Genomic DNA, 14,970 nt, shown 5'->3' with positions numbered 1-14,970 from the left:
GTCGATGCGCGCTGACCAGCTCCTCGTCGCCCAAGGCCTGGCACCGACCCGCTCGGTGGCCCAGCGCTTGATCTCGAACGCCGCCGCCGAATGGGCCTCGCCCACCGGCTGGGCGATGTTGAAGAAGGCCGGCGAGGACCTGCCCGAGACGGCGCAGCTGCGCGTCACCGACGACGCGGAGCTGCGCTATGTGTCGCGCGGCGGGCTCAAGCTGGAAGGGGCGCTCACCCGCGTCGGCTTCGACGTCACGACGCACACTGTGCTGGACGTCGGCCAGAGCACAGGCGGCTTCACAGACTGCCTGCTGGCTCACGGCGCCCGCCATGTCGTTGGCGTGGACGTAGGCCATGGCCAGCTGCATGCCAAGCTGCTGGCCGACCCGCGCGTCACGGCGCTGGAAGGCGTGCATGTGCGCGAGCTGGACGTGTTGCGCCAGCACGCGCCGACGGGCGGCTTCACGCTGATCGTCGGCGACCTGAGTTTCATTTCCATGGTGGGCAGCCTCCCGGAGTTGCTGCCTTGGCTGGAGGTGCACGGCCATCTGCTCGTGCTCATCAAGCCGCAGTTCGAACTGGGGCCACAAGCCCTGGGCAAGGGCGGTCTCGTCAAGGACGAGGCCGACTACCCGCGACTGGAAGCCCGCGTGCGCCTGGCCTGCACGGCCCTCGGCCTCAAGGTGCTGGACTACTTCGACAGCCCCATCACCGGCGGTGATGGCAACCGCGAATTCTTCTTGTGGGCCTCCCGATGAGCACCCTTGTCAGTTTCGAATTTTTCCCCCCGAACACGCCGGTCGGCGTCGAAAAGCTCAAGACCGTCGTGCAGGAGCTGGGCGCGATGTCGCCCCAGTACTTCAGCGTCACCTACGGCGCCGGCGGCTCCACGCGCGACAAGACCCTGGGCGCCGTGATGGACATCGCCGCGGCCGGCTTCAATGCCGCACCGCATCTCTCCTGCGTGGGCTCCACGCGCGAGAACATCGCCGAGATCCTGGCCACCTACCGCGCCCAGGACATCCACCGCGTCGTCGCCCTGCGCGGTGACCTGCCCAGCGGCACCGCCACGGCGGGCGAGTTCCGCTATGCGTCCGAACTGGTCAGCTTCATCCGCGAGACCCAGGGCAAGGATTGGCATATCGAGGTCGCGGCCTACCCCGAGGTGCACCCGCAGCAGCGCTATGCAGCGCGCGACCTGCAGCACTTCGTCGACAAGATGAAGGCCGGCGCCGATGGCTCGATCACGCAGTTCTTCTTCAACGCCGACGCCTACTTCCACTTCGTCGACGAGGCGCGCCGCCTGGGCGTCACCCAGCCCATCGTGCCGGGCATCATGCCCTTCCACAACTACGGCCGCATCGCCCAGTTCGCGCAGCGCGACGGCATCGACATCCCGCGCTGGGTGCAGATGAAGATGGAAGGTTTCATGGACGACGCCGCCAGCATCCGCGCCTTCGGCCTGGACGTCATCACGCGGTTGTGCGAACGCCTCATCGACGGCGGCGCGCCGGGCATCCACTTCTACACGCTCAACCAGAGCGCGCTGACTCTGGAGTTGTGCAAACGCCTCGGCCTTGGCAACAAGGTTTGATCCAGCGCAAAACCCCACATCGAGTGTGGCGCTGCGAGGCGCCACCTTGTGTTGCCTCAAACCGCCGTGAGCCGCCGGCGCGTGCAATGCCTCCATCGGGACACGTCCCATTCACTGGAGCCATTGATGAAGTTCTCTTCCGCCCTGCGCCTGGCCGCCGTTGCCGCCGCCGCCCTTGCCCTGCAGCCCGCCTTCGCCGATGAAGGCCCGCTGCTGGTACGCGTGCGGGCGCTGCACCTGGATTCCGCCAACAAGGACAGCACGGGCCTGGGCCTGTCGATCAACAACAAGACCTTCCCAGAAGTTGATTTCAGCTACTTCATCGCGCCCAACATCGCGGCCGAGCTGATCCTGACCTATCCGCAGAAGCAGACGATCTACTCCAACGGCAGCGAGATCGGCTCGCTCAAGCACCTGCCGCCGACGCTGACGCTGCAGTACCACTTCAACCCGACCGGCACCGTGCGTCCCTACGTCGGTGCGGGCGTGAACTACACCAATTTCTCCAGCGTCGAGTTCGCGCCTGCCGTGCAGACCGCTCTTCATCCCAGCATCAAGCACAACAGCTGGGGCGCTGCCTGGCAGATCGGCGCAGACGTCGAGATCAGCAAGGGCACCTATCTGAACTTCGACGTGAAGAAGGTCGACCTGCAGACGACGGTCTATGCCAACGGCGCGTCGGCCGGCAAGTTCAAGGTCAACCCGACACTTGCCAGCGTCGGCCTGGGTTGGCGGTTCTGACGGCCGCTTGCGCTCATGTAAATGAGCGCTTTACGTAAGCGAAAGTCACTTCGCTCCGCAAGAATGCGCGGCCATGAGCCGCCTTCTTGTTGCGCTGGCAATGCTGTGTGCCAACGCCCTGTGCGCGGCCCAGACAACGCCCCAAAAAACGCCCCCGCCCGCCGCGCCGGCCTCCGCCGCCAGCGGCGCCGCCAACCGCCTGGATCGCGTCGAGGTCAACGGCGGGCCGACGGCCAACAGCCGCCGCCGCAACAGCACGGCCAGCAAGATCGTCATCGAGCGCGAAGACCTGGACCGCTACGGCGACACGGTGCTGGGCGACGTGCTGCGCCGCCTGCCCGGCGTCACCATCGGCGGCCGGCCCGGGCGTGGCGGCGACATCCGCATGCGCGGCCTGGGCAGCGGCTTCACGCAGATCCTCGTCGACGGCGAACGCGCGCCGGCGGGCTTTGCGGTGGAGGACCTGCCGCCGGACCAGGTCGAACGCATCGAGATCTACCGCGCGCCCACCGCCGAGACTGGAGCGCGCGCCATTGCCGGCACCATCAACATCATCCTGCGCGAGCCCCTGCTCAAGGCGACGAACGAGCTGCGCCTGAGCCTCGGCCAGGACCGCGGCGAGCCGCAGGCCGACGCCAGCTGGACGCGCAACCTGAAGTGGGGCGGCCCGAACGGCGACGAGTTCGTCGGCGCGGTGTCGACCAACGCCGGCCTGCACCGTCGCTTCAACAACATCGACTCGCACAACCGCGTCGTCGACACCGACACCGGCCAGGTGCTCAACGAGACCGTGCAGCAAGGCACGAGCGTGGGCAACAGCGCCAACCTCAACGGCAATGCGCGCCTGCGCTGGAAATACAGCGACACGCTGAGCTTCAACCTCGCGCCCTTCTTCGCGCTGTCGCAGAGCGAAGGTTCAAGCCAGAACAACGCCGTCGGCTTCACGCGCTTTCGCGACGTGCAAGGCGAAAACGACAGCCGCGTGCACAACCTGAGACTCAACCTGTCGGCCAACTATCGGCCCGCCGTCGGTGAGAGCTGGGACCTGCGCCTGGGCCGTGGCGGCTTCAAGTCCACCAGCAACAGCCAGCGCCGCGAGACGCTGAAGGACATCGGCATCGACCTGGAGCGCATCCAGGACGACCACAACGTCACCGACGAAGACCAGACCAGCCTGGGCGCCAAGTGGAGCCTCAAGACCGCCAAGGAGCACCAGTGGGTGACCGGCGCCGAGAGCGAGCAGAGCCACCGGGTGCAGGTGCGCCGCACGCTGATCGACGGCGTGGAGTCGCCCGCGCTGCAGAAGTTCGGCGACACGCTGGGCTCGCGCAACCAGCGTTTTGCCGCCTACACGCAGGACGAGTGGAGCCCGAGCAAGATCTGGTCGGTCTATGCCGGCATCCGCTACGAACGCATCGAGACCCGCGCCGACGCGAGCGGCTTGCTGCCCGACACGCGCAACGTCTCGCAGGTCACGTCGCCGCTCTTTCACCTGCTGTGGAAGCCCGAGGCCTTCCCCAAGGACCAGGTGCGGCTGAGCCTGACGCGCAGCTATCGCTCGCCCAACCTCAACGACCTGATCGCCCGGCCGACCATCAACACCACCTACCCCACCGGCCCCAACCTGCCCACCTACGCCGACCGCGCCGGCAACCCCGACCTCAAACCCGAGCTGGCCACCGGCGTGGACCTGAGCCTGGAGCACTGGCTGCCCACCGGCGGCATCGTGTCGGGCAGCGCTTTCGTGCGCGACATCAAGAGCCTGATCCGAAGCAACCTGCAGCTGGAGACCGTGCCCTGGGACGAGTCGCAGCGCTGGGTCAGCCGGCCGCGCAACATGGAAGGCGCGCGCACCATGGGCTTCGAGTTCGAGGTCAAGGCGCGCCTGGACGAGCTGTGGGAGGAAGCGCCGCCCGAATGGCAGTTGCTGCTGCTGCGCTTCAACATCGCCGTCTTCGACAGCAAGGTCAAGGGCATCCCGGGCTCCAACGCCCGCCTGGACCAGCAGCCGCGCGGCAGCCTGAACTTCGGCCTCGACCACCGCTGGAAGGCCCTGGGCCAGAACTTCGGCAGCGGCTTCAACTTCAACTACGTGCCGGCCAGCAGCGTGCAGCAGACCCTCAACCTGAAGCGTGAGGAGACCGCCCGCCGCCAGTTCGATGCCTACCTGTCCTGGGCCAGCGGCTCGGTACGCGACGGCATCAACTGGCGCCTGTCCCTGGCCAACCTGCTGCCGCGCGATGCACAGGTCACGTCGGAGGCCGTCTACATCGACACCATCACCAGCCACAACATCGTCACCGACAGCTGGTCACGCAACCGCACCTTCCGGGTGATCTCGCTGCGGGCAGACATGCGGTTTTGAGCATCGCTGCCGGTATCGCCTGGTAGCGGGTTAGGCGAGCGCAGGCGCTCGCCTAAGTATTACGCCGCCATATCCTGGCCGGGGTGCGCAAGCGAAGGTGCTTCGGCCTCCTGCCTCTGCCTGGTGCGAGGCTTGAGTCGAAGGGCCGGACGTTCGATGAACGTCCAGGACAACCAAGCCAGGACCAACACCATGCATGTCGTCAGCAGCAGCGACATGAGGAAAGGAACTTTGGGCTCCAGCCAGATGTACACCAGCTGCTGGGTCGGCCAACCCCACAGATAGACGCCGTAGGACAAATCGCCAAATCGGCCGGCACTGCGCAGCACGGGCCATGAGCGGCTGCCCACGCAGACCGCCACGGGCGGAATGGCCAGCCAGGTCGCCAGATGCTGATGGCCCAGCAGCGCGGCCACCAGTGCACCCGCCAGGAGGACGGCAAGCCGCCGCGCGGTAAGAGGGAAGTAGTGAAGGGCTGCACCAAAGCAGAAGAACAGCATCAACTGCGTCAGGCGCAACTCCTCGGCCACGAGCGCGCGCGCCACCAGGGCATCGTCGAGGTGCGCGGCCAGATAGCAGGTCAGCCCCAACAGCAGCCCGCCCGCCACCGCCAAGCGCATCCGCTTCTGCAGAAGGAATGCGCCCACCGCGAAGATCAGATAGCAACGAACCTCATAGGGGATGGTCCAGAGGGGGCCGTTGAGCTTCCCATCGCCCGGCCGGGCGATGAAGTGAATGTCGTCCCAATAGCTCAGCGGAACAAGGTTGCCGCTGTAGGCCAGGAGCCCTTGCCAGTAGGCGGTACTGTGGCGAGTGGCGGCGTACCAGGCAAGGCCGATGCATAGCACCAATATGCAGGCCGCGAAGCCGGGCATGATGCGCAGCGCACGCCGCGCCAGGAACCGAGCAACGTGGGGGTCGCGCTCCCAGCTTTGCGCGACCAGGTAGCCGCTGATGCTGAAGAACAGCATCACGCCGAAATGGCCCAACGTGATCATGGACGTGGATCGAATGCCGGGCTCGATACCGCCCATGAGCGGGAAGTGATGTGTCAACAGCACCAGGAATGCGCCGACGATACGCAGCCCGTCGAAGTTGTTTGCGCGATTGCTCATGGCCTCCCCGGCGCTATGTCGTTCTGCCGCCAATGTAGCAACCGGCTCAAGCCAAAGATCACCCACCACCGGCTGCCACAACCCGGTCGAGAATGTACTGATGACCCGCCGCATCCTGTTCTTTTGCATGGGCAATATCTGCCGCAGCCCGACGGCCGAGGGCGTCATGCGCGCCAAGCTGGAGGCTGCCGGCCTCGATGTTGAGGTGGACTCGGCCGGCACGCACGGCTATCACATCGGCGCGCCGCCGGATGAGCGCAGCCAGGAGCACGCGCTGAAGCGTGGCTATGACCTGAGTCGCTTGCGCGCCCGCAAGCTGGTGGCGGAGGACTTCGCCCGCTTCGACCTTGTGCTGGCAATGGATGCCGACAACCTCACCCATGCGGAACGGCTGTGCCCGCCCAGCCAACGGCATCGACTGAAGCTGCTGATGGACTACGCGCCTCACGCAGGCAACCCGCAAGTGCCTGACCCCTACTACGGCGGCGCTGCCGGCTTCGATGAGGTGCTGGACTTGGTCGAAGCAGCTTGTGATGGATTGGTTGAGAGCCTTCGCAAGCGATGATCGTTTCGCCTCGCGTCCATGCAGTCCGGGCTGGATCGGCGTTCCGCTCTTGAGAGCGTGCCGCGCCACATCCAATCAGCAGCGGTGACATCGAGTTTCTTGGGGTAAACCGTATTTGTTCGTCGAGCGAACAAATTACGATGTCGAGCGCTGTCATAAGAAGTGCTGGAGACATGAACCCCATCAAGCCCCTGCTGGGCGCCCTGCTGCTCGCCGCCGCAACTGCCCAGGCCGCGCCACCTGCCGACGTGTCCTACAACTGGCGCCCGGTCGCCATCGGTGGCGGCGGCTTTGTGGATGGCATCGTCTTCCAGCCCGCCGTGCCGGGCCTGGCCTATGCCCGCACCGACATGGGCGGCGCCTACCGCCGCGACACGGCCACCGGTCCCTGGCAGCCGCTGCTGGACTGGTTGCCGCTGGCCGACGTGAACCTGATGGGCGTGGAGAGCCTGGCCGTCGACCCCAACGACTCCGACGCCCTGTATCTGGCTTGCGGCACCTACACCAACCCCGCCGTTCCCAATGGCGCCGTGCTGCGCTCACACGATCGCGGCCGCACCTTCCAGCGCACCGACTTGCCCTTCAAGCTCGGCGGCAATGAGGGCGGCCGCGGCAATGGCGAGCGGCTGGCCGTGGACCCCAATGACGGCCGCGTGCTCTACCTCGCCAGCCGCTTTGCCGGCCTGTGGCGCAGCGCGGATGCAGCCAAGAGCTTCCAGCGCGTGGACGCTTTCCCCGACTCGGCCTGGCGCCGCGACGCGGCCGACGGCCCGCCACCCAGCTGGGGCGGCAGCGACGGCAAGGCGACGATCAACTTCGTGCTCTTCGACCCGAGCAGTGGCACACGCGGCCAGCCCAGCCGAACGATCTACGCGGGCGTGTCGGTCATCGGCCGGCCCAGCCTTTGGGTGAGTCGCGATGCCGGCACGAGCTGGCTGCCTATCCCCGGTGCCCCGACGCAGTACCGCCCGATGCGCGCCGCGCTCGCGAGTGACGGCAAGCTCTACATCGCCTATGCCAGCGACCCCGGCCCGCACCGTATGAAAGACGGCGCGGTCTGGCGCTACGACATCCCCAAGCAGGCTTGGGCCGACATCACGCCCGAGCGCCCCAGCGCCGCCCTCCCCTTCGGTTATGCCACCGTCGCCGTCGATGCCGCGAACCCGCAGCGCCTGCTCGCCAGCACGGTCGGCCGAGGCGCGGGCGACCAGCTCTTTCGCAGCACCGATGGCGGCGCGACGTGGAAGCCGCCGTTCCTCGCTGCGAAGTTCGACGCCGCCGCCGCGCCTTACGTTGCCGACACGCCGGTGCACTGGATGTACGACGTCAAGATCAACCCCGCCAACCCCGACCATGCCCTCTTCACCACCGGCTATGGCGGCTGGGAAACGCTGGACCTGACCCAGGCCGACAACGCCAAGCCCACGCATTGGCAGGTCATGAGCACCGGCATCGAGGAGACCGTGGCCCTGGCGCTGCACAGCCCGACCCAGGGCGTCCCGCTCGTCACGGCCATCGGTGACTACTCGGGCTTCGTCCATGCCGACCTCGACGTGCCCGCACCCGGCAACCCCAAGCCGCCCTTCTTCGGCAACACGCACGACGTGACCGGCGCCGAGCTGGCGCCCGAGGTCATCGTGCGCATCGGCCATGCACGCATCGGCAAAAACCTGGGCTATTCGCTGGACGGCGGCAAGACCTGGCGTGAGCCGGCCGCCGTGCCCGACCCCAAGTCCGGCGACGGCTTCATCGCCGTGTCTGCGGATGGCAAGGCCTGGGTCTGGACACCGAAGGGTGGGCAGCCCCATGTCAGCCACGACCGCGGCGACACGTGGACCGCGGCGCAGGGCCTGCCCGCCGGCACCCGTGTCGTTGCCGACCGCGTGAACCCGCGCCGCTTCCACGCAATGGCGCTGTTCGACGACAAGCTGTACGCGAGTGACGACGGCGGCAAGACCTTCAGCGCCCGGCCGCTGGCCCTGCCCGACGGTGCCGTCGAACGCCCCGCGCCGCGCAACCACGACGGCGGCGACCGCGGCGACCACCGCGGCGGCCAGGACAGGCTCTACGCCACGCCCGGCCGCGAGGGCGACCTGTGGCTCGCGGCCTACCACGGCCTGTACCGCGCCGGTGATGGCAAAGGCTTCAAGCGGCAGCCCGCCGTCACGCAGATCCACGCCTTCGGCTTTGGCCGCGCGTCGCCAGGCTCAGCCGAGCCGGCCCTCTACCTCGTCGGTGTCGTCTCCGGCCAATACGGCATCTTCCGGTCGGCCGACAGTGCAGCGAGCTGGCGGCGCATCAACGACGACGCGCACCAGTGGGGCCTGATCCTGCAGATCAGCGGCGACCCCAAGGTGTTTGGCCGCGTCTACGTCGGCACGCATGGGCGGGGCGTGCAATACGGCGACCCGGCGCGTTAAGGCTTGGGCTTGGGCAACTCCAGCCGCCGCAACGACGACTTCAGCAGCCGGTCGTCGGCATCAAACAGGCTGACCAGTTCCAGCCGCAGCGGCCCGGCCGGCGTCTTGATCTCGTGCAGATGGCGCTGCAGCCGCCGGCCGGATTCAAAGCGCGTGTCGTCGCTCGCCTTGCCCAGCCGCTGCGCCACCTCGACAGGCGACATGCCTGGCGCGAGGGCCAGGGCAGCCTGGGCCCAGTCGTCCTTGATCGCTTGAACGCCCGCATCCGGCGGCGAAGGCGGATCGTCCATGGCCTCGAAGACGACGCGCGTGTCGTCCGGCCAGCTCTCGTCGCCCATGGGCAGGCGGAACATGCGCTCGCGCAGCGAATAGCCCCAGTCGTAGTCGGGCCCGCCGTCGTCGCGCAGGCCGTGCAGCAGGCGTGCGCTGAGGGTCAGGCGACGCTCGCCGTGCACCAGCGTCACGGCAAAGATGGGCCGGTCGGCGAAGTTGCTGGGGCTCCAGTCACGGTCCGCGCAATCGGCGGTGTCCAGCTGCAGCAGCCCGAACAGGAACGTCGCGCCGCGTGCCACGCCGCTGCCGAAGGCGACGCGGCATTGCAGCCGCAAGTCGCCCAGGCGCCGCTCGCTCTCGGGCAGGCCGGGCGTGCGGATGTCGGGCCGCCAGGTCACGCGACCATCGGCCAGACGGCTGCGCACCTCGGTGCGCTCAGGAAGCCGCCGCCAGGCCGGGTCGACGACGAAACGGTCCTCGGCATCCAGCACCACCGGCTGGCGGCCACCGCGCGTCATCAGGCCCAGTTCGAGCGCTTGCGTCGTCTCGGCCTGAGTGCGCGCATAGACCTTGAACTTCAGCGCCGCGGCCGGCGCGAGGGCATGGTGTTTGTCGAACAACGACTCGGCCTTGAAGAGCTGGCCAAGCGTCTTCCTCTCGCGCGCCGTGGCAGCTTCGCCCTGCACCTCGACGCGGCCGAGCTGGGCGTCGGGCGGTGGCGCGCTGGCGGGCAGCGCGAGCGCGCCGGCCAGCAGCACCATCGAGAGGTTCATCACACCAACGCGAATGCGTCCCGCGTCAGGTTCTCGGGCGCCTCGCCGGCCGTGCGGCAGGCCACGTCATCCTCGATGCGGATGCCGCCGTAGCGCGCCAGCCGGTCAACGCAGTCCCAGTCCACCTGCGCCGCCTGCGGCGATGCGCGCAGCTGGCGCAACAGCGTCGGGATGAAGTACAGCCCCGGCTCGATGGTGACCACCATGCCCGCCTGAATCGGCCGCGTCAGCCGCAAGTAGCGGTGGCCTTCGGGCTTGTCGGCCACGCCGCCGTCCTCGTTGGCCATGAAGCCGCCGACGTCGTGCACCTGCAGGCCCAGCAGATGGCCGATGCCGTGCGGGAAGAAGGGCTTGGTGACGCCTTCGGCCACCATCGCCTCATCGCTCATGTTGACGATGCCGGCCTCGCGCAGCACGCGGGCGATGCGGCGGTGCGTGCTGAGGTGGATGTCGCGGTAGTCGACGCCCTCGCGCACCTCGTCGACCAGGCCGAGCTGCTCACGCTCCATGGCCGCGATCAGCGCCGCGAACTCGTCATGGCCGGGCGCCGCCCAGGTGCGGGTGATGTCGCTGGCATAGCCGTTGACCTGGGCGCCGGCGTCGATGAGGAAGCTGCGCGACTCGGGCGGCGGGCTCTCGTCCTGGTACTGGTAGTGCAGCACCGCGGCGTGCTCGTTGAGGCCGACGATGTTGCTGTAGGGCAGGTCGCGGTCGGTGTGGCCGGTGGCGACCAGATAGGCCCGGTGAATGGATGCCTCACTCTCGCCGCGCAGGAAGGCGGCGCGGGCGGCGTTGTGGCCCGGCACGGCGCGGCGCTGGGCGGCGCGCATCTGCTCCAGCTCATAGAGGCTCTTCACGCCGCGGGCCCAGTGCAGCAGGTTCAGCAGCGCCTCGGGGTTGTTGGGTGTGAGCCCCGGCAGCGCGGCATCGGCTTCACCGAGTATGGCTGTGCGCGGCGTGATGCAGTCGGCCAGCGCGGCGGCAGCCTCTTCCGGTTCGTGAATGACGACCAGCTCGACCGCATTCACCCACTCGCCGCTGGGCACGCTCGGCGGCACATGCCAGTAGTCGTCGGGCTGGTAGTAGACGACGCGCGGCTTCCTGCCCGGTCGCACGGCCAGCCAGGAGTGCGGGTGGTTGGTCAGCGGCAGCCAGTGCTTGAAATGCGGGTTGGCCTGGAAGAGATAGGGCCGGTCGTCGAGGAAGGCGTATTTCTCGATGCCGGAGGCGATCAGCAGCGTGTCGAAGCCGGTGCGCTCGAGTGCCGATTCCGCGTGCTGCTGCAATGCGGCAAGGTGGTCGGTGTAGAGGCTCATCGCTCGGCTCACTTGCGCACGTAGGTCAGCTTCTTCGTGCCGCCGTCGCAGCTGCCGATGACCTTGGCGTCGCCGACCTTGTCGTTGTCAACGGCAGCGATCTCGTAGCCCTTGACGCCCTTCTCGTCGAGCTTGGCGGCGATCTCGGTCTTGAGTTCGTCGCAGGGCTTGGACGCGGCAAAGGCAGCGGCGCAGCCCAGGGACAGGGCGACGGTCAGCAGGAGGGTACGCATGGCGAGCTTGGGCAGGGGTTGCGAGGCAGCCATTCTGCGGCAGAGCACCCCGGCAATCGAGATGCCCGCTGCCTCAGCCGTCCTTGTCCCAGACCACCCCCTCCTCCGTCAACATTGCATCCAACGCCACATCCAGCTGACTCGGCTTCAACAACGGCAAAAAGCCATGCGCATAGCCGATCCCAACAGCCGCCGGCCTGGGATCCATCTCGGCCAGCGTCTTGTCCATGAAGCCACCGCCATAGCCCAGCCGCAGGCCGGCAGGTCCGAAGCCCAGGCAGGGCACCAGCATCAGCTGGGGCTTGAACTCCTCGGTGTCCTTGGGCTTGGGGATGTGGAAGGCGTCTTCCTCCATCGGGCAGCCGGGGTACCAGACATGAAAGCGCAGCGTGCCATGCACCTTGTCCACCACCGGCAGGCCGATGCGGCGATGGGGGTGGTTCTCACCCCATCGGTAAAGGGTGGGCAGGGGGTCGAACTCACCCTTGATGGGCCAGTAGGCACCGATGGTGGTCTCGCGCCGGCGCAGCAGCCAGACGCTCAGCACCTCCTGCAGCTCGGCGGCCAGGTCCAGGCGGTTGGGCAGGGCCAGCCGTTGTTCGATCAGCTTGTGCCGGATGGCGGCGCGGTCGTTGGCGTCCAAGAGCGTGGCTTTCTTCCGGACCTGTGAATCTGGCCATTGTGGGCCAAGCGCCGACCTCGCTAGAGTCCCGACCCAACGGAAACGCAGGGAGAACCACCAGTGCTGAACAAGCTCAACCAGCTCAGCGAATCAAGCGGGGCGCTCAAGCCGGGCCGCGGCATGATCAGCGGCGTCATCGCGCTCACGCTGGCCATCCTGTGCTTCCTCGGCGTGCTGGCCTTCCACTTCCCCGAATACCTGACGACGCCGCAGTTGCGCCAGTCCTACGACGTCGACGTGATCCGGCGCCTGCTGTACTGGGCCTTGGTGCTGTCCGGCGGGCTGGCGCTGTTCAACATCGTGTTCAGCCGCATGCGCTGGCTGGCGCTGTGGACCTTCGTGCTGCTGGGCCTGGCATTGGCGCTGGGCGGGCACAAGGTCGAGGTGGACCCGAACTTCCCCGACCACACGCCCTATGTCGGCCTGGACTGGTTCATCCTCGACCTGCTGGGCTCGACGCTGATCTTCGTCTTCATCGAGAAGCTGTTCGCGCTGCGCCGTGACCAGCCGGTGTTCCGCCCCGAGTGGCAGACGGATTTCCACCACTTCATCGTCAACCACCTGGCCGTGGGCTTCGTGATGCTGGCCACCAATCTCCTGGTGCACAAGTTCTTCGGCTGGGCGGCCAAAGACGGCATCCAGGGCTGGGTGCAGGGCCTGCCCTTCCCCGTCGCCCTCTTTCTCATCATCCTGGTGGCCGACCTGGTGCAGTACTGGACGCACCGCGCCTATCACGAGGTGCCGACGCTGTGGCGGCTGCATGCCGTGCACCACAGCGTGAAGAGCATGGACTGGCTGGCCGGCTCGCGCCAGCACATCCTGGAGCTCATCATCACGCGCACCCTGGTGCTGGCACCCATCTTCGTGCTGGGCTTCAGCAAGGAAGTCATCGACGCCTACATCGTCGTCGTCGGCTTCCAGGCCGTGTTCAACCACGCCAACGTCAGCGTGCGCCTGGGGCCGCTGCGCTACCTCATCGTGACGCCCAACTTCCACCACTGGCACCACTCGCAGGACCAGGAGGCGCTGGACAAGAACTACGCGGCTCACTTCGCCTTCCTGGACCACCTGTTCGGCACCGCCGTGCAGTCGGATCGCAAATGGCCGGAGCACTACGGCGTGCTGGGTGACTATGTGCCCGACGGCTTCCTGCGCCAGCTGCACTTCCCGTTCACCTGGAAGGGCTGATCACGCATGGACGCCTTCATCGAGCTCTGCGTCGAGCTGCTGCAGCCCCTCGGCCCGGTGCGGCCGCGCCGCATGTTTGGCGGCCACGGCATCTACGTGGACGGCCTGTTCATGGCCTTGGTCATCTCGAACCAGCTCTATCTGAAGACCGACGACGTGTCGCGTGAGCGTTTCGTCGCAGCCGGCTGCGAGCCCTTCAGCTACGGTACCAAGAACGGCGAGCGCCAGGTGATGAGCTACTACCAGCCGCCCGAGGAGACGCTGGAATCACCTGCGCTGATGCTGCCCTGGGCGCGGCTGGCGCTCGAGGCGGCCTTGCGTGCCGCCAACGCCAAGGCCGCGAAGCCCGTGGCCAGGAAGAAATCAGCGGCCCAAAAACCGGCGGGCAAGAAAACCACGGCTCGCCGAGGCTGACACCGGCGGCACCAACAGCTCGAAGTCGGCGGCGGGCCAGCCTTCCAGCACCGCCGTCTGGCCCGGCGCCAGCGCCACGGCCTCGCCAGCCTCCAGCCACTTGTCTTCGGCCGGCTCGTCGGGGGTGCCCGACAGCGTCAGCCAGACGCGGCCACGGGCCACCGCCAGGCGGCGAGACTCGGCGCCACCGGCCAAGGTCATGGCCCGGCCACCGTCCAAATGCCAAACAGATTGCGCGTCGCTCATGATGAGACTCCTGGGTTGATGTCAGGGATTCTGCTTATTTCACCCAAGGCGGTCCAATGACTCCGCGGCGCCGATTGATACCATTCACGCATGAATCAGCCGAAGCAACCAGTCCGCCAAAGACCCCTGTCCATCGGTCCGCTGCGTGCCTTCGAGGCCGTCGCCCGCCTGCTGTCCTTCCGCGCGGCGGCCGAGGAACTGAGCCTGACGCAGTCGGCCATCAGCCGGCAGATCCAGTCGTTGGAGGAGGAGATCGGCTGCGTGCTCTTCCTGCGCGGCACGCGCAAGGTGGAGCTGTCCAGCGACGGTGCCGTGCTGCTGCCCACCGCCGTGGCCGTGCTGTCCCGGCTGGACCAGACCGTGCGCCAGATCCGCCGCTCGCGTGGCCGGCGCGTCGTCAACGTCAGCACCTTTGCGTCCTTCGCATCGCTGTGGCTGATCCCGCGCATGGAGGCCTTCCAGCGTGAGCATGCCGACATCGACATCCGCGTGTCGGCCTATGACCGCAAGGTCGACCTGGAGGACGGCGAAAGCGACCTGGCGTTGCGCTATGACGACCGTCCCTCGGTGCCGGCGGACGCCGAGCAGCTCTTCGAGGAGCTGCTGTCGCCCTGCGTCAGCCCCTGGTATCTGCAGAACCCACCGGCGCCGCTGAAGCGCGCCGCCGACCTCGCCGGCCATGCGCTGGCCGAAGAAGACGACGCCCGTCCCAGCGCCGAGTTCCTGAGCTGGCGTCGTTGGCTGACCGAAATGGGGGAGCACGATCTGCAGCCGCGCCGCTGGCTGTACCTGAACTTCACCTACCAGCAGGTGCAGGCCGCGCTGACCGGTCAGGGTGTAGCGCTGGCCCGCCTGCCCCTGGTGCACGAACATCTGACGCGCCGCGAGCTCGTCGAGCCCTTCGGCAAGGCCGGACGGCTGGGCTGCCCGTTCAGCTACTGGATGATGCTGGGCCCGAACGCCGCGCGCCGGCCCGAGGTGCAGCAGTTTGCGGACTGGGTGCGCGAGCAGGCGGCCATCACGCGGGCACAGGTGGCAGGGGTCTGACCTGT

The 14,970-nt window shown here is 67.5% G+C and carries 15 protein-coding genes; 9 read left to right on the top strand and 6 right to left on the bottom strand.

Annotated features, from left to right (window positions below):
* The first annotated feature begins 4 nt into the window (after positions 1–4).
* From ASC91_RS04035 to ASC91_RS04020, 4 genes are all read left to right on the top strand, one after another.
* Positions 5–751 carry a TlyA family RNA methyltransferase gene (locus tag ASC91_RS04035; RefSeq protein ID WP_056192440.1) on the top strand — a complete coding sequence of 249 codons (747 nt, stop codon included), beginning with the start codon at positions 5–7 and terminating at the stop codon, positions 749–751.
* Positions 748–1,587, top strand: coding sequence for a methylenetetrahydrofolate reductase [NAD(P)H] (gene metF / locus ASC91_RS04030; protein ID WP_056192437.1), 840 nt, complete (start codon positions 748–750; stop codon positions 1,585–1,587). Before ASC91_RS04035 ends, metF begins: the two co-directional genes overlap by 4 nt.
* Positions 1,588–1,713: 126 nt before the next feature.
* Complete coding sequence (locus ASC91_RS04025; protein WP_056192435.1) at positions 1,714–2,328, top strand: OmpW family protein; 615 nt, start codon at positions 1,714–1,716, stop codon at positions 2,326–2,328.
* A 73-nt stretch (positions 2,329–2,401) separates the two neighbouring features.
* Positions 2,402–4,693 carry a TonB-dependent siderophore receptor gene (locus ASC91_RS04020; RefSeq protein ID WP_082532398.1) on the top strand — a complete coding sequence of 764 codons (2,292 nt, stop codon included), beginning with the start codon at positions 2,402–2,404 and terminating at the stop codon, positions 4,691–4,693.
* A 59-nt stretch (positions 4,694–4,752) separates the two neighbouring features.
* On the opposite strand, the gene ASC91_RS04015 is transcribed toward ASC91_RS04020, so the two are convergent.
* A complete protein-coding gene (locus ASC91_RS04015; RefSeq protein ID WP_056192429.1) occupies positions 4,753–5,808 on the bottom strand; it encodes an acyltransferase in 1,056 nt (351 codons plus the stop codon).
* A gap of 100 nt (positions 5,809–5,908) precedes the next feature.
* Between ASC91_RS04015 and ASC91_RS04010 the strand changes: the two genes are divergently transcribed.
* Both ASC91_RS04010 and ASC91_RS04005 read left to right on the top strand, forming a co-directional pair.
* Complete coding sequence (locus tag ASC91_RS04010) at positions 5,909–6,373, top strand: low molecular weight protein-tyrosine-phosphatase (protein ID WP_056192426.1); 465 nt, start codon at positions 5,909–5,911, stop codon at positions 6,371–6,373.
* A gap of 173 nt (positions 6,374–6,546) precedes the next feature.
* Positions 6,547–8,793, top strand: coding sequence for a galactose oxidase (locus ASC91_RS04005; protein WP_082532396.1), 2,247 nt, complete (start codon positions 6,547–6,549; stop codon positions 8,791–8,793).
* Here the strand turns inward: ASC91_RS04005 and ASC91_RS04000 are convergent.
* From ASC91_RS04000 to ASC91_RS03985, 4 genes are all read right to left on the bottom strand, one after another.
* On the bottom strand, positions 8,790–9,839 hold the full coding sequence (locus tag ASC91_RS04000; protein WP_056192422.1) for a hypothetical protein: 1,050 nt from the start codon (positions 9,837–9,839) through the stop codon (positions 8,790–8,792). The genes ASC91_RS04005 and ASC91_RS04000 overlap by 4 nt on opposite strands.
* Positions 9,839–11,155: a Xaa-Pro dipeptidase gene (gene pepQ, locus ASC91_RS03995; RefSeq protein WP_056192420.1), complete on the bottom strand. Its 1,317-nt coding sequence runs from the start codon at positions 11,153–11,155 to the stop codon at positions 9,839–9,841. Before pepQ ends, ASC91_RS04000 begins: the two co-directional genes overlap by 1 nt.
* 8 nt (positions 11,156–11,163) lie before the next feature.
* Complete coding sequence (locus tag ASC91_RS03990; protein WP_056192675.1) at positions 11,164–11,388, bottom strand: DUF1161 domain-containing protein; 225 nt, start codon at positions 11,386–11,388, stop codon at positions 11,164–11,166.
* A 73-nt stretch (positions 11,389–11,461) separates the two neighbouring features.
* A complete protein-coding gene (locus ASC91_RS03985; protein ID WP_056192418.1) occupies positions 11,462–12,031 on the bottom strand; it encodes a 5-formyltetrahydrofolate cyclo-ligase in 570 nt (189 codons plus the stop codon).
* Between the two features lie 99 nt (positions 12,032–12,130).
* Here ASC91_RS03985 and ASC91_RS03980 point away from each other — a divergent pair, with 99 nt between their 5' ends.
* On the top strand, positions 12,131–13,258 hold the full coding sequence (locus tag ASC91_RS03980) for a sterol desaturase family protein (protein WP_056192416.1): 1,128 nt from the start codon (positions 12,131–12,133) through the stop codon (positions 13,256–13,258).
* Positions 13,259–13,264: 6 nt separating this feature from the next.
* Positions 13,265–13,672 carry a TfoX/Sxy family protein gene (locus tag ASC91_RS03975; protein ID WP_056192413.1) on the top strand — a complete coding sequence of 136 codons (408 nt, stop codon included), beginning with the start codon at positions 13,265–13,267 and terminating at the stop codon, positions 13,670–13,672.
* Here ASC91_RS03975 and ASC91_RS03970 read toward each other — a convergent pair.
* Positions 13,622–13,918 (bottom strand): DUF2917 domain-containing protein, encoded by a 297-nt coding sequence (locus tag ASC91_RS03970; RefSeq protein ID WP_082532395.1) that lies wholly within the window; start codon positions 13,916–13,918, stop codon positions 13,622–13,624. The genes ASC91_RS03975 and ASC91_RS03970 overlap by 51 nt on opposite strands.
* A 90-nt stretch (positions 13,919–14,008) precedes the next feature.
* Between ASC91_RS03970 and ASC91_RS03965 the strand changes: the two genes are divergently transcribed.
* The gene (locus ASC91_RS03965; protein ID WP_056192407.1) at positions 14,009–14,965 is read left to right on the top strand and encodes a LysR substrate-binding domain-containing protein; all 957 of its coding nucleotides are present in this window, start codon (positions 14,009–14,011) and stop codon (positions 14,963–14,965) included.
* Positions 14,966–14,970: the final 5 nt, after the last annotated feature.

This window comes from Pelomonas sp. Root1237 (assembly GCF_001425055.1).
Taxonomy (GTDB): Bacteria; Pseudomonadota; Gammaproteobacteria; order Burkholderiales; family Burkholderiaceae_C; genus Pelomonas.
This window is presented reverse-complemented; position numbering and strand designations above follow the sequence as displayed.

Coding starts and splice junctions, on each gene's coding strand:
- ASC91_RS04035 (WP_056192440.1), top strand. CDS start 5: ATGCGCGCTGACCAGCTCCTCGTCGCCCAAGGCCTGGCACCGACCCGC.
- metF (WP_056192437.1), top strand. CDS start 748: ATGAGCACCCTTGTCAGTTTCGAATTTTTCCCCCCGAACACGCCGGTC.
- ASC91_RS04025 (WP_056192435.1), top strand. CDS start 1,714: ATGAAGTTCTCTTCCGCCCTGCGCCTGGCCGCCGTTGCCGCCGCCGCC.
- ASC91_RS04020 (WP_082532398.1), top strand. CDS start 2,402: ATGAGCCGCCTTCTTGTTGCGCTGGCAATGCTGTGTGCCAACGCCCTG.
- ASC91_RS04015 (WP_056192429.1), bottom strand. CDS start 5,808: ATGAGCAATCGCGCAAACAACTTCGACGGGCTGCGTATCGTCGGCGCA.
- ASC91_RS04010 (WP_056192426.1), top strand. CDS start 5,909: ATGACCCGCCGCATCCTGTTCTTTTGCATGGGCAATATCTGCCGCAGC.
- ASC91_RS04005 (WP_082532396.1), top strand. CDS start 6,547: ATGAACCCCATCAAGCCCCTGCTGGGCGCCCTGCTGCTCGCCGCCGCA.
- ASC91_RS04000 (WP_056192422.1), bottom strand. CDS start 9,839: ATGAACCTCTCGATGGTGCTGCTGGCCGGCGCGCTCGCGCTGCCCGCC.
- pepQ (WP_056192420.1), bottom strand. CDS start 11,155: ATGAGCCTCTACACCGACCACCTTGCCGCATTGCAGCAGCACGCGGAA.
- ASC91_RS03990 (WP_056192675.1), bottom strand. CDS start 11,388: ATGCGTACCCTCCTGCTGACCGTCGCCCTGTCCCTGGGCTGCGCCGCT.
- ASC91_RS03975 (WP_056192413.1), top strand. CDS start 13,265: ATGGACGCCTTCATCGAGCTCTGCGTCGAGCTGCTGCAGCCCCTCGGC.
- ASC91_RS03970 (WP_082532395.1), bottom strand. CDS start 13,918: ATGAGCGACGCGCAATCTGTTTGGCATTTGGACGGTGGCCGGGCCATG.
- ASC91_RS03965 (WP_056192407.1), top strand. CDS start 14,009: ATGAATCAGCCGAAGCAACCAGTCCGCCAAAGACCCCTGTCCATCGGT.